10 protein-coding genes and 1 pseudogene are annotated in these 12270 nt (G+C 58.3%); 6 read left to right on the forward strand and 5 right to left on the reverse strand.

Translation table 11 applies throughout. The features are described from left to right. Positions 1-387: 387 nt before the first annotated feature. The 4 genes from ASD46_RS23105 to ASD46_RS23120 all read right to left on the reverse strand — a co-directional run bounded on the left by ASD46_RS23105 (position 388) and on the right by ASD46_RS23120 (position 3816). Positions 388-579, reverse strand: coding sequence for a hypothetical protein (locus ASD46_RS23105; RefSeq protein ID WP_060642807.1), 192 nt, complete (start codon positions 577-579; stop codon positions 388-390). Between the two features lie 130 nt (positions 580-709). After that, the gene (gene ftsZ / locus ASD46_RS23110; RefSeq protein ID WP_060642808.1) at positions 710-1714 is read right to left on the reverse strand and encodes a cell division protein FtsZ; all 1005 of its coding nucleotides are present in this window, start codon (positions 1712-1714) and stop codon (positions 710-712) included. A gap of 57 nt (positions 1715-1771) precedes the next feature. Then, positions 1772-3055 (reverse strand): beta-ketoacyl-ACP synthase II, encoded by a 1284-nt coding sequence (fabF, locus tag ASD46_RS23115; protein ID WP_060642809.1) that lies wholly within the window; start codon positions 3053-3055, stop codon positions 1772-1774. A 173-nt stretch (positions 3056-3228) separates the two neighbouring features. Further along, positions 3229-3816 carry a TetR/AcrR family transcriptional regulator gene (locus ASD46_RS23120; RefSeq protein ID WP_003519277.1) on the reverse strand — a complete coding sequence of 196 codons (588 nt, stop codon included), beginning with the start codon at positions 3814-3816 and terminating at the stop codon, positions 3229-3231. 98 nt (positions 3817-3914) lie between these two features. On the opposite strand from ASD46_RS23120, the gene ASD46_RS23125 reads away from it, so the two are divergent. The 3 genes and pseudogenes from ASD46_RS23125 to ASD46_RS27855 all read left to right on the forward strand — a co-directional run. After that, positions 3915-5027, forward strand: a complete 1113-nt coding sequence (locus ASD46_RS23125; RefSeq protein ID WP_060642810.1) for an efflux RND transporter periplasmic adaptor subunit — start codon at positions 3915-3917, stop codon at positions 5025-5027. Next, on the forward strand, positions 5027-8137 hold the full coding sequence (locus tag ASD46_RS23130) for an efflux RND transporter permease subunit (protein ID WP_060642811.1): 3111 nt from the start codon (positions 5027-5029) through the stop codon (positions 8135-8137). Before ASD46_RS23125 ends, ASD46_RS23130 begins: the two co-directional genes overlap by 1 nt. 151 nt (positions 8138-8288) lie before the next feature. Beyond that, positions 8289-8459: pseudogene (locus tag ASD46_RS27855) on the forward strand (IS3 family transposase); the annotation flags it as partial. Positions 8460-8507: 48 nt separating this feature from the next. Here the strand turns inward: ASD46_RS27855 and ASD46_RS23135 are convergent. Then, positions 8508-9056 (reverse strand): TetR/AcrR family transcriptional regulator, encoded by a 549-nt coding sequence (locus ASD46_RS23135; protein ID WP_003519274.1) that lies wholly within the window; start codon positions 9054-9056, stop codon positions 8508-8510. A gap of 112 nt (positions 9057-9168) precedes the next feature. Between ASD46_RS23135 and ASD46_RS23140 the strand changes: the two genes are divergently transcribed. The 3 genes from ASD46_RS23140 to ASD46_RS23150 all read left to right on the forward strand — a co-directional run bounded on the left by ASD46_RS23140 (position 9169) and on the right by ASD46_RS23150 (position 12179). Continuing rightward, entirely contained in the window at positions 9169-9957 is a 789-nt protein-coding gene (locus ASD46_RS23140; protein WP_003519273.1) for an SDR family NAD(P)-dependent oxidoreductase, read from the forward strand. 48 nt (positions 9958-10005) lie between these two features. Continuing rightward, on the forward strand, positions 10006-11100 hold the full coding sequence (locus ASD46_RS23145) for an alkene reductase (protein WP_060642812.1): 1095 nt from the start codon (positions 10006-10008) through the stop codon (positions 11098-11100). A 254-nt stretch (positions 11101-11354) separates the two neighbouring features. Then, positions 11355-12179 carry an oxidoreductase gene (locus ASD46_RS23150; protein WP_003519271.1) on the forward strand — a complete coding sequence of 275 codons (825 nt, stop codon included), beginning with the start codon at positions 11355-11357 and terminating at the stop codon, positions 12177-12179. Positions 12180-12270 lie beyond the last annotated feature (91 nt).

The following is a 12270-nucleotide window of genomic DNA, read 5'->3' on the forward strand; positions in this document are numbered from 1 at the left end:
CAGCTTCCTTCGCGACAATCAAAACCTCGGCGCAGGCTGTCGCGGAGCGGCAATCAGAAAACGAAGAAGAACTTGTCAGCGACAATCAGCGTGATAACTTGATCTCGACCGCGACCTAAGAATCTCATCCAGATTGTCGCCAGCGTCTCATCCTGATTGCCGCGCTACACGCGTATGCCTGCCATGGATCGGGGCGTGCAAATTGCTGACGCGCCGGGTCGATGCGAAACGGGCAAGGGAGAGATCAACTATCGCGTTACCGCCAAGGCGCTCATGGGCCTGGGGGTATCGCGGTGCAGCGGGTATGAAGGCCTTTGTAAAACACGACCCGGAACAAGCACTTCAAGCGCTCAGAGCGGCATTCACTTTGTGATCAGGGTTTCCGCGTCACCGACGTGGCGTTGTTTCGGCAGATTCGGGCAAGGTCACAGGCAGGCGTTTTCTATCTAACGCCTCCGTAGCTGCCTCGAGCCGAGCCACGCGCTTTTCCAAGGAGAAGAGATAGTCCCCCTGCAAATCATCTATACCGAGGAATGCTTCTTCCCATAGACGCCATTTTTCTAAGAAGTGCTTCAGCATGTGCTGTTTCCTCTCGATCGATTTCACTGGAATTTTCTATGTCGCCCTATCTTGGGCCGGGCGGTAGCGGACACACAGGCACTCTCAAGTCTGCAAGGACATGCTCGCTCGAGGGTGCGAAGGAGCAGGCTCACCCCGTGCGCTCCGCAAGAAAGATCACCTCTGCCGGTTGCCGCAATCCGCTTGCGACAACGGACACTTTCAGTCGACCCGCAAGCGCATCGTCGAACGTCGCGCCGATCACGACATCGGCGTTAGCGTCGACCTCTTCGCGCACGCGCGTGGCTGCTTCGTCCACATCGAACAGCGTCATGTCCGGTCCACCGGAAATCGAGACGAGGAGCCCTTTGGCACCTTTGACCGATGTGTCGTCAAAAAGCGGATTAGCAATCGCTGCTTCGGCGGCAGCTCTTGCACGTCCTTCGCCTGCCGCTTCTCCCGTGCCCATCACAGCTCGGCCCATACCGCGCATCACTGACCTTAGGTCGGCGAAATCGAGATTGATAAGCCCTTCCCTGACAATCAGATCGACGACGGAGCTGACGCCTGCATAAAGAACCCGATCCGCCATTTCGAAAGCCTCAGCAAACGTCGTTGTGGCATCTGCCACCCGGAAGAGGTTCTGATTTGGGATCACGATCACGGCATCCGCGCTTTCGGCTAAACACTCTACCCCGTGTCGGGCCATTCGCATTCGATGTATGCCCTCAAATGCGAATGGCATGGTTACCACGCCGACCGTCAGTATTCCGGCCTTCCGCGCAGCTCGAGCTATAACAGGCGCGGCGCCCGTTCCAGTGCCGCCCCCCATGCCCGCGGTCACGAAACACATATGCATCCCGGTCAGATGGTCCATGATTTCGTCGATCGTTTCTTCGGCCGCCGCTTGTCCGACCTCGGCGAGTGATCCGGCCCCAAGCCCGCCAGTCGCGATCAGGCCGAGTTGCACAACTCGTGGGGCTTTAGACATGGAGAGAGCTTGTGCATCGGTGTTTGCTGCAATGAATTCTACCCCTTGCAGCTTCTGCGCCATCATGTTGTTGACCGCATTACCACCACCGCCGCCGACGCCTATAACGGCAATCCTCGGTTTGAGGTGCAGTATGTCCGGTGTCGTGCCCAAGGTTTGGTTCATTGACGTTCAAGTCCCAAGCGAAAACAGTTTCAGCGTGTGGTGGCGCGACGGTGATCCTCAGCCAGCGCCGTTTGCCTTCGGCCACCGCCGGAACACTGCGCTCGCATTGACACCGCCAAAACCGAAACCATTGGATATTGCGAATTCAGCGTCTAATTGGCGCGCGTGGTTCGCCACAAAATCGATGCCTTCGGCTTCCGGATCCGGAGCATTCAGGTTGAGAGTTGGCGGCGCAATCTGGTGCTGGAGTGCCAGAATGGTGAAGATTGCTTCCAATCCTCCAGCCGCGCCAAGTAGGTGTCCTGTCGCTGACTTCGTCCCGCTTACAGCGACAGTCTTCTCGGAACCAAAGATACTTTTGATGGCCCTGATTTCGCCGAGGTCTCCGACCGGGGTCGAGGTGGCGTGGGCATTCAGATGACCAATTTCGCGGGGGGAAATGCCTGCCTGCGCAATGGCGATCTCCATGGCTCTTTTGGCACCGTTCCCGTCTTCTGGTCCTGACGTGATGTGATGAGCGTCGGCTGTCGTGCCGTAGCCGACGAGTTCGGCAATTGGTGTAGCGCCGCGAGCAATTGCGTGGCTCAGGGATTCAATGACAAGCATGCCCGCTCCTTCGCCCATGACAAAGCCATCGCGTGATGTGTCGAAGGGGCGCGATGCCTTGTCCGGCGTTTCGTTGAAAGCAGTCGACAGAGATCTGGCGGCTGCAAAACCTCCGAGGCTGACGATGTTCATGCAGGCTTCTGTTCCGCCGCATATCGCAATTTCGGCTTCATTTGACCGAATAAGCCTCGCAGCATCGCCAATTGCCTGAACGCCGGCGGCGCACGCGGTTACCGGTGCACCGAGAGGGCCTTTGAAGCCATGACGGATTGAGACATGCCCGGCTGCGAGATTGACCAGAAACGACGGTATGGTGAAGGGCGAAAGGCGACGGACACCGCGTTGATCGACGGTGCGGACCGCTTCGGTTATCGCAGGAAAGCCGCCGATACCGGACGCGATAATCGTCGCGGTCCTCAGCCGTTCCTCATTCGAGGTCGGCTTCCAGTTTGCTTGTGCAAGCGCTTCTTCCGCGGCTGCCAGTGCAAATATGATAAAACGGTCGACCTTGCGTTGGTCCTTCGGAGCCACAATGGTGTCGGGATCGAAGCCGCCCTCGGGATCTTCCATCAATGAGGGGACAACGCCCCCGATTTTCGATGGAAGGTCCGCCACCACGTCGTCACCCAGCCGTCGAATGCCACTTCGACCCGCGAGCAGGCGCGACCAGGAGATACCGACATTCGCTCCAAGGGGACTGACAGCTCCCATTCCTGTGACAACGATACGACGCATGTTTTACACCTGTTCTTCGTTTAAATTGGCATGCCTTCGGCATCCCGACCGACGGTGCGGTCAGGGCCTGTTCTCTGGATATCCAGTTTCTTCAGTGCCTAAATCGCATCCGCCCGAACCCGACGCGGCGACTGCGTTTGGCTTTTGTTTTCCCTAGCTACCGAGCGCGATCCTCAGGCCGCATGATCAGCGCCTGCGATGCGCCTGATTTCCTCCGCCGCTGCGTCGAGGATTCCTTGAGACGTATTCTCGTCTTCCATGATCCGCGACAGGGTAACGGCGCCGACCATGAGAGACAGGATCGCCATCGCCTTGCCGCTGGGATTGGAGCTTCTGGTGTCATCAAGCAGTTCATTGAGCACCTCGAAGTGAGCGCGTATCCCATCCTCGAATGGACGCCTGACTTCTTCACTCTGCCGAGTAGCGTCCGACCCCAGTGCCACCAGGGGGCAACCTTCTGCCTTTTCTCCACGGTGGTCCTTTGACAGATAGAACGCCATCACTGCTTCGAGAGGATCGGAACTGTCCGCAGCCGCTTCAGACCATCTGCGTGTAGCGCTTTCCATCGCGCGCCTCGAAGCCTGGGCTGCAAGATCGTCCTTCGATGCAAACTGCTTGTAGAACCCGCCTTGAGTGAGTCCTGCACCCTTCATCAAATCTTTCAGGCCAATGCCATCGAATCCGTGCTCGCGAAACAGACGGCTGGCAACGTTGATCACCGTCTCCCGATTTTCCTCGGCTTGTGCCCGGCTCACTCTCATATCGACCTCCGGTTAGATTTCGTTTGACATTTATATCGCACATAGATTTAGATCGCAATCTAAATCATTTGCACCGCTGGTCAAGAAGAGAACTTACAATGAAACGCAAACATGTCCTGACTGTCGTGGGTCTTGTCGCAGCGGCTGGGGCCGCCGCCTTTTTCCTCGTTTCTGAAACCCCAAAACGGGAAGCCGAGGCCGCAGACCCAAGGACGGCTTCACCACTGGTAAGGATTGCGGAGGCGAAAAGGACAGGCAGGGCCGACCGGTCATTCACCGGGACGGTCGCATCGCGCGTTCAAAGCAATCTCGGATTTCGCGTTCCCGGTAAAATCGTGGAGCGGCTGGTCGATGTCGGTCAGCAGGTCAAACAGGGCCAACCGCTGATGCGCATTGATGAGACCGATCTTCAGCTTGCACTGACAGCAAAGCGGAATTCGGTCATATCAGCGCGTGCTATTCTGCTTCAGGCGCAAGCCGATGAGAAGCGCTATGCGGCACTGGTCAAGAATGGCCTGGCGGCCACGCCCCAGCGTTACGAACAGGCAAAGGCGGCTCTCGATACAGCGACGGCACAGCTTGCGGCGGCCGAGGCGGAAGCGGAGGTTGCCGAGAATGCGGCAACCTACACCACTCTTGTTGCTGACTCGGATGGAACGGTCGTCGAAACTCTCGGTGATCCGGGACAAGTGGTCGCCGCCGGCCAGACGGTTGTTCAACTCGCAAAGGCCGGCCCTCGCGAGGCGGTCGTCTGGCTGCCTGAGACACTGCGACCTAAGGTGGGATCGGAAGCACAGGCCAGTGTTTATGGAAGCGACGGGCTTAGTGGAAACGCCAGACTGCGACAAATCTCCGATTCGGCTGATCCTCAAACGAGAACCTATGAAGCGCGTTACATTCTTGAGGGTGATGCGGCCTCAGCACCGCTTGGCGCCACTGTAACAATCAGAACACCGGATGCCGAACGCCAGTCGGAAGTCACCGTGCCCGTCGGCGCCATTCTGGACGACGGTAATCGCACAGGTGTGTGGATCGTCGACGGCGCAACGTCAAAGGTGAAGTTCACCCCGATTAAAGTTCAGCAGATTGGCGAGGAGACGGCATTTGTCACGGGGATCGGCACCGGGGAGCAGGTCGTTGCCCTCGGCGCGCATCTTCTCGACGATGGTGCGACCGTCAGGATTGCCTCGAGCCAAGAGGTGAAAAACTAATGCGCTTCAACCTGTCAGCCATCGCGGTTCGCGAACGCGCTATCACCCTGTTCTTTATCGTGCTGCTGGCCGCAGCCGGCGTCTACGCTTTCGTCAAGCTGGGGCGCGCCGAGGATCCGTCCTTTACCATCAAGACATTGACGGTCACGTCAGTCTGGCCGGGTGCAACAGCGCGAGAAATGCAGGACCTGGTCGCCGAGCCGCTTGAGAAACGTATTCAGGAACTGACCTGGTACGACCGCGTCGAGACCACAACGAGGCCAGGTTACGCTTTCCTGACCGTCACCCTCAAGGATAACACGCCGGCAAGTGCGGTTGCAGAAGAGTTCTATCAGGCGCGCAAGAAGCTTGGCGACGAAGCCCGCAATCTCCCCCCGGGCGTGATGGGCCCATTCGTCAACGACGAATATTCTGACGTGAGTTTCGGCCTCTATGCCCTGAAGGCAAAGGGAATGCCGATGCGCGATCTCGTTCGGCAAGCGGAAGTCATCCGCCAGGACCTCCTGCACGTGCCTGGCGTCAAGAAAATCAACATCGTCGGCGAGCGCCCCGAGCAGATTTTCGTCGAGTTCTCCTATGCGAAGCTCGCGACTCTCGGCATATCCGCGCAGGATATCGCTTCTGCGTTGCAGCGACAGAACACGGTCACGCCTGCGGGTTCAATCGACACACGAGGCCCACAGGTCTTTATCCGCTTCGACGGAGCTTACAACAGTGTGCAGGCGATTGCAGACACGCCGATCGTTGCTGCTGGACGAACCCTGAAGCTCTCCGATCTTGCAGAGGTGCGACGCGGTTATCAGGATCCCGCCACGTATATCATCCGCCACGAGGGTGAACCGACAATCATGCTGGGTGCGGTGATGCAGGCGGGATGGAACGGTCTTGATCTCGGCAAGGCGCTTGAGGCTCGCTCTGCCGCCATTGCGCAAACATTGCCGCTGGGGATGACGCTTACCAAAGTCAGCGACCAGGCCGTCAACATCGATGAAGCCGTCGGCGAGTTCATGCTCAAGTTCGCGATGGCGCTTGGCGTGGTTCTGTTTGTCAGTCTGGTGGCACTTGGCTGGCGCGTTGGTATTGTTGTCGCACTTGCTGTGCCACTCACCCTTGCGGTGGTCTTTCTCATCATGCTGGAGACCGGGCGCTTCTTCGACCGCATCACGCTTGGCGCTTTGATCCTCGCGCTTGGCCTTCTAGTTGACGATGCCATCATTGCCATCGAAGTGATGGTGGTGAAGATGGAGGAGGGCATGGACCGCATCAAGGCGGCCGCCTATGCCTGGAGCCATACGGCAGCGCCGATGCTGTCCGGCACGCTGGTCACGATCATCGGCCTGATGCCCGTGGGTTTTGCCAAGTCGACCGCAGGTGAATATGCCGGCAACATCTTTTGGGTGGTGGGCTTTGCGCTCATCGTATCCTGGATCGTCGCCGTCACCTTCACGCCCTATCTCGGCGTCAAGATGTTGCCCAACATCAAGCCGGTCGAGGGCGGTCATCACGCCATCTATGACACGCCGAATTACCGCCGTCTGCGCTCCGTCATCGAGTTCGCTGTCCGCCATAAGTTCATGGTCTGCGCCGTGGTCGGCATTTCCATGGCCGTTTCGGTCGTTGGAATGGGCGGCGTGAAACAACAGTTTTTCCCGACATCGGATCGGCCTGAGGTGCTGGTCGAGGTGCGCATGCCCGAGGGTACGAGCATCGAGGCGACGACATCTGCGGTGAAGAAAGTCGAGGACTGGCTGCAAACTCAGCCTGAGACCAATATCGTCACGTCCTACGTAGGGCAGGGCGCACCCCGGTTCTTCTTTGCCATGGCACCGGAACTACCTGACCCTGCCTTCGCCAAGGTCGTCGTGCTCACACCCGATGCCCACGCACGTGAAGAACTGAAGCATCGCCTTCGTGCAGCTATTTCGGAGGGTCTTGTTCCTGAAGCGTCCGTCCGCGTCACCCAGCTTGTGTTTGGTCCTTACACGCCGTTCCCGGTCGAGTTCCGGATCATGGGTCCCGATCAGGATGAACTCTACAGGATTTCTGAGCAGGCTCTGGCGATCATGAAGACTATCCCCGATGTTCGCCAAGCCAACCGTGACTGGGGCAACCGAACACCCGTTCTGCGATTTGTGCCCGACCAGGAGCGGCTCAATCTGATTGGTCTTTCTCCATCGGAGGCAGCCCAGCAGTTGCAGATGCTGCTCTCCGGCATCCCCGTTACGCAGGTGCGCGACAATATCCGCAACGTGCCCGTCGTCGCTCGCAGTGCTGGCGAAAACCGCCTCGATCCGTCACGTCTTGCCGATTTCTCTCTGATGAGCAGGGATGGCCGTCAGGTTCCGCTGGATCAACTCGGGCACTCCGAAATCCGGTTTGAAGAACCTATCCTGAAGCGTCGTGACCGCACGCCTGTCATCACGATCAGGTCTGATATCAACGAGGCGACGCAGCCTCCGGAGGTTTCCCAACAGGTTATGAAAGCTCTGCAGCCACTCATCGCGTCGCTTCCCGTTGGATATCGTATCGAGATGGGCGGCAACATCGAGGAGTCTCTCAAGGCCAATACGGCACTCGCTCAGGTTTTCCCGGTGATGATTGCTGCCATGCTGATCGTCATCATTCTGCAGGTTCGCAGTCTCTCGACAATGACAATGGTGATGCTGACAGCGCCGCTTGGTCTTGCCGGGGTGGTTCCGACCCTGCTCCTGTTCAATCAGCCTTTCGGCTTCAACGCCATTCTCGGCTTGATCGGACTGGCGGGTATCCTGATGCGCAACACGCTTATCCTGACAGAGCAAATCAAGGAGAACCAGGCGGCAGGGCTCGATGACTATCATGCCGTTATCGAAGCGACAGTGCAGCGGACACGACCCGTGATCCTGACGGCTCTCGCGGCGATCCTGGCGTTCATACCTCTGACCCACTCAGTATTTTGGGGGTCGATGGCCTATACCCTGATCGGTGGAACGGCAGCAGGCACGGTGATGATCCTGCTCTTCCTTCCGGCTCTCTATGCTGTCTGGTTCCGGATCAAGCCACCCAAGGCGGGTGCCGAAAAAGAGACGGTCGAGCACGTAGGGCAGCCACTGGCGCTCGCGGCAGAGTAGGGGCGTCCATGCGTGCCGGCTCAAACCTGAAGCGTGATGTGACGGCGGCATTTAAGGGCAGCAGGAGCTGAACAATGCGTGGCCGCACACCATCTGGCCGGGCACGGTCGAAAGGCTATGGTTTTCCATCTCATCCACATCCGGACCGATCTTCCGCCCGGACTCATCACGCGGATACCAGACCCCGGCAGCCTATGCCGGGATCATCACAGCGCCCGGCTCCAATGCTGCGGGAGATCAAAGCTTCGCTTTGCTACCGATTGCCCACACCGCGCCAACTGGAATGTTGAAAAACGCAGAGCCTCCAATCGCATTTGGATGAAGGTTCCGTGGGAGGGTCATGCCGGTACGCTTCGTCGTTTTTTGCGGACTAACTGATGCTGTTATCGATCCATGCGTGCGTCTGTTCCAGAATCTCGTCCGATAGTTCCGGATCGTCGATTGCCCGGGCGAGTATGACCGCCCCAACCATGGCCGCCCAGCTTCCTATCGCTGTGCGCCGGCGATCTGCCGGGTCCAGTTGCGGGAGTGCCCTTTCGATCCGGCTGATCTGCGCACGAAGGCCTTCTGTCATGGCGGAGCGCGCCGGCGGCGTCTGGTGGCGAATTGCTGCAGCGAGACCGGCGGTTGGGCAGCCACCGGCAGCGTTGTCGCGATGGCGAGGCGCAAGATAGGATTTGACGAAATCGCTGAAATTGCCTCCTCCGACGCTATCTGAAGCAAGGGCATGGGCAAGGGTCTCCGCGACCAGATCGTCTTTTGAACTGAAATGTCCATAAAAGCCGCCGTGAGTAAGACCGGCTGCCTTCATCACCTCCGCAACGCTGACGGCATCGAACCCCTTGTCGCGAAACAGCCGGCTAGCGACATCCAGAATCCGGCGACGGTTTTCCGCCATCTGTTCTCGGCTGACCTTCATTTTCACAATTCTCCCAACATGGTCGTTGACATTTACATGATGGCTATCATATTTAAATCCAATCATGATGATTGTCATGAATATAGGTTCCATCACAGAAAAGAGCAATCCTATGAGCACAAATCCTGCAGTCCTCATCACCGGCGCCTCCACCGGTATTGGTGCAACCTATGCCGATCGGTTTGCGCGGCGCGGCCACGATCTCGTGCTGGTCGCCCGTGACGTGGCGCGAATGGAGGCCGTTGCAAGCCGTCTGCGACAGGAAACCGGCGTGGCCATAGACATCGTCCAGGCGGATCTCACGCAACTCGCCGATCTTGCGAAAGTAGAGACGAGACTGCGCGACGATGACAGCATCGGCATCCTCGTCAATAATGCCGGAACGGCCATCGGTGGAACGTTCATCGAGCAGAGCACCGACGACATGGCCCGGCTTGTTGCACTCAACTCGACTGCACTCGTTCGCCTTGCCAGCGCAATTGCTCCTCGACTCGTCAAGAAAGGTGAGGGTGCAATCGTCAACATCGGCTCCGTGGTTGGTCTGGCGCCGGAGTTCGGCATGACGGTCTACGGCGCAACCAAGGCCTTTGTCCTCTTCCTGTCTCAGGGGCTTAGCCTCGAGCTTGGACCGAAGGGCGTCTACGTTCAGGCTGTTCTTCCCGCCACGACTCGAACCGAAATCTGGGACCATGTCGGCGCCGACGTCAATGCACTGAACAACGTCATGGAGGTGGGCGATCTTGTGGATGCGGCTCTGGTCGGCTTCGACCGTCGCGAGCCGGTGACCATCCCGCCGCTTCCCGATGCCGGTCAGTGGGAAGCCTTTGAAGCTGCGCGCAAGACCATGCTGGCCAACTTCGGCAATGCGCTGCCAGCCGAACGGTACCGCACCGTCGCTTGAGCAGACCGCGCAACCCATACCGCTGCGGCGGCAACACATAGGTAAATCATGACTAAAAAGACGCTTTTCGAACCCTATACGCTCGGCTCCTTGACGCTTTCCAACCGGATCGTCATGGCGCCCCTGACGCGCAATCGCGCCGGTTCGGGCTTTGTCGCAGGTGACCTGACGGCTGAATATTACGGCCAGCGTGCTTCTGCCGGGCTCATCATTTCCGAGGCCACGCAAATATCACAGCAGGGGCAGGGATACCAGGATACGCCCGGTATCTATACCCAGGCGCAGATCGAAGGCTGGCGCAAGGTCACCAGTGCGGTCCACGAGAAGGGTGGCCATATATTCCTCCAGCTCTGGCACGTCGGTCGCATCAGCCATGTTGATCTCCAGCCGAACGGCGCAGCGCCGGTTGCCCCTTCAGCCATCCGCGCCGAGACAAAGACGTTCGTCAACAACGCCTTCGTGGACGTTTCGCAACCCCGTGCCCTTGAACTGGAAGAGCTTCCTGGGATCGTCAAGGATTTCCGTCAGGCAGCAGCCAACGCCATCGAGGCTGGTTTCGATGGTGTCGAGATCCACGGGGCCAACGGCTATCTGCTTGATCAGTTCGCCAAGGACGGTGCCAATGTTCGCACAGACGCCTATGGCGGCTCTGTCGAAAACCGTGCGCGCCTCATGCTGGAAGTCACGGCCGCGGTTGTCCAGGAAATCGGCGCTGCACGCACCGGCATCCGCATCTCGCCGGTCTCGCCCGCCAATGGCATTTCGAGTACTGATCCGCAGGCGCAGTTCGATTACATCGTCGATCAGCTCGAAGCCCTTGGCATCGTGTACATTCATGTCGTCGAGGGTGCCACAGGTGGGCCGCGCGATGTCGCGCCATTCGACTTCGGATCATTGCGCCGTCGCTTCAGCAAGACCTATATCGCCAACAACGGCTATGACTTCGAGCTGGCGAGTTCGCATCTTGCCGAGGGTCGGGCGGATCTGATCGCCTTCGGCCGGCCGTTCATTGCCAATCCCGATTTGGTTGAGCGATTGAAAAGCGATGCGCCGTTGGCAGAGATAAACCCGGCTACGCTCTACGGTGGCGGTGCTGCGGGTTATATCGATTACCCCTCTTTGGCGGCAGCTGCCGGGCGTTGACTACTTTTGGGGTCGCTCGCTGGTGCGGCCCCATCAAATCAGTTTGCTGTGCCTGATCCTTTGCGGATTGGTGCCGGGTCCCGACACTGAAGGGTTACCCTTTCCCTCACCACATGAAAGTCACGCTTGACTTTAATGATGATATATATCATTAAAAATCATCAATGATGATAATGATCATCATTAAATTAGTGTCGTAAAACCATATGCCTTGGCGGCAATCCATGGTGATACCGAAAAGAGAGAAAGACGCTATGGCGACGTTTGCAACCAAGAGACAGAAGACTGCCTTTGTGACCGGGGCTTCCAGTGGGATTGGCAAGGCGGCCGCCACGGCTCTGGCCCGGGCAGGCTACCGGGTGATTGGCACGAGTCGTAAGGCCGCACCTGGCGAGATACGTGATGGCATTCGGATGATTGCTTGTGACGTGACTTCCGATTTGTCTGTCTCGGATGCCGTGGCGCTGGCGCATCAGGAACTTGGCCGTATCGACCTTCTGGTCAACAATGCCGGTTACGCCCTGTCCGGGGCGGCCGAAGAAAGCTCGGTGGATCAGGTTCGTTCGCTGTTCGAAACCAATTTTCTGGGTGTCGTTCGGGTGACCAATGCCGTGTTGCCGATGATGCGCCAACAGGGCTATGGCAGGATATTGAACATCGGCTCTGTCCTGGGCTTAATACCCGGTCCTTTTGGAGCCTATTACTCGGCCAGCAAGCACGCCATTGAGGGCTATTCGGAATCGCTGGACCATGAGGTTCGCCAGTTCGGCATCCGTGTCGCCGTGATCGAGCCTTGGGCAACGAAAACCTCGATCGAGGCCAATTCTCCGCAAGGCGACCGTCCGGTTGCAGCCTATGGCCAGACACTGGCCAGATACCGCACGGCGTTTGACTTGGCCATGGCGACCGGCGACACGGCGGATGATGTTGCGGCCACCATCCTGATGGCGGCGCAGGACAAGGCGCCGCGGTTGCGCTACCCTTCCGGCAAGGCGGCCCGGCAGACCTCGTTTGCCCGGCGTTTCCTGCCGCGCGCGCTGTTTGATCGAACCTTGCGCAAGCAATTCAACATCGCGTGAGCGAGAATGACGGCCACGGCAGGGCCTTCCAACAACATGCTCAGTTCGCGCTGAAAGCCCTGGCTTTTTTAGCCATCTGAGCCGATAATAT

The organism is Rhizobium sp. Root491, from assembly GCF_001427205.1.
In the GTDB taxonomy this organism is placed as follows: domain Bacteria; phylum Pseudomonadota; class Alphaproteobacteria; order Rhizobiales; family Rhizobiaceae; genus Agrobacterium; species Agrobacterium tumefaciens.

Excerpts from the sequence above, each read along its gene's own strand:
- ASD46_RS23135 (WP_003519274.1), bottom strand. The coding sequence starts at position 9,056 with ATGAAGGTCAGCCGAGAACAGATGGCGGAAAACCGTCGCCGGATTCTG.
- ASD46_RS23145 (WP_060642812.1), top strand. The coding sequence starts at position 10,006 with ATGACTAAAAAGACGCTTTTCGAACCCTATACGCTCGGCTCCTTGACG.
- ftsZ (WP_060642808.1), bottom strand. The coding sequence starts at position 1,714 with ATGAACCAAACCTTGGGCACGACACCGGACATACTGCACCTCAAACCG.
- ASD46_RS23140 (WP_003519273.1), top strand. The coding sequence starts at position 9,169 with ATGAGCACAAATCCTGCAGTCCTCATCACCGGCGCCTCCACCGGTATT.
- fabF (WP_060642809.1), bottom strand. The coding sequence starts at position 3,055 with ATGCGTCGTATCGTTGTCACAGGAATGGGAGCTGTCAGTCCCCTTGGA.
- ASD46_RS23150 (WP_003519271.1), top strand. The coding sequence starts at position 11,355 with ATGGCGACGTTTGCAACCAAGAGACAGAAGACTGCCTTTGTGACCGGG.
- ASD46_RS23130 (WP_060642811.1), top strand. The coding sequence starts at position 5,027 with ATGCGCTTCAACCTGTCAGCCATCGCGGTTCGCGAACGCGCTATCACC.
- ASD46_RS23125 (WP_060642810.1), top strand. The coding sequence starts at position 3,915 with ATGAAACGCAAACATGTCCTGACTGTCGTGGGTCTTGTCGCAGCGGCT.
- ASD46_RS23120 (WP_003519277.1), bottom strand. The coding sequence starts at position 3,816 with ATGAGAGTGAGCCGGGCACAAGCCGAGGAAAATCGGGAGACGGTGATC.
- ASD46_RS23105 (WP_060642807.1), bottom strand. The coding sequence starts at position 579 with ATGCTGAAGCACTTCTTAGAAAAATGGCGTCTATGGGAAGAAGCATTC.